The organism is Mycobacterium sp. KBS0706 (genome assembly GCF_005938675.2).
Lineage (GTDB): Bacteria > Pseudomonadota > Alphaproteobacteria > DSM-16000 > Inquilinaceae > Inquilinus.
This window is the reverse complement of the sequence record NZ_VCCH02000338.1, coordinates 1-570: the sequence shown is the minus strand read 5'-3', so window position 1 is coordinate 570 and position 570 is coordinate 1. Positions and strand designations below refer to the sequence as shown.

1 protein-coding gene is annotated in these 570 nt (G+C 68.4%); it reads left to right on the top strand.

Translation table 11 applies throughout. From position 1 onward, the window contains the following. Positions 1 to 57: 57 nt before the first annotated feature. On the top strand, positions 58 to 570 hold a 513-nt coding region (locus tag FFK22_RS42160; protein ID WP_143957038.1), incomplete at its 3' end, for an IS630 family transposase.

Sequence of the window (570 nt, the reverse complement as noted above, 5' to 3'; positions counted from 1 at the left end):
CTAGTGTCCTGATCGCGAGATATCGGTGATTCTGGCCTTCTGATTTGGGAGGCTGGGATGGCGAGAGGGAAGGCATCGACGATTGCGCTTGGCGCGGAAGAGCGCCGGGAGTTGGAGCGTTTGGTTCGTGGTCGGCTGACGGCGCAAGCGCTGGCGATGCGGGCGCGGATCGTGCTGGCGGCGGCGGAAGGGGACACCAACGTCCGGATCGCCGAGCGGCTGGGGGTGTTCAAGAGCACGGTGGGCCGTTGGCGGGAGCGTTTCGCCCTGCACCGGCTCGACGGCCTGTACGACGAGCCGCGTCCGGGCGCGCCGCGCAAGATCGGCGATGAGGCGATCGCCGAGACGATCCGGCTGACGCTGGAGACGCTGCCCGAGGGCGCGACCCACTGGAGCCTGCGCTCGATGGCCAGGGCCACGGGCTATGCGCCCTCGACGATCCACGAGATCTGGAAGGCGTTCGGGCTGCAGCCGCACCGCAGCGAGACCTTCAAGCTGTCCACCGATCCGCTGTTCGTGGAGAAGGTGCGCGACATCGTGGGCCTCTATCTCGACCCGCCGGACCGGGCG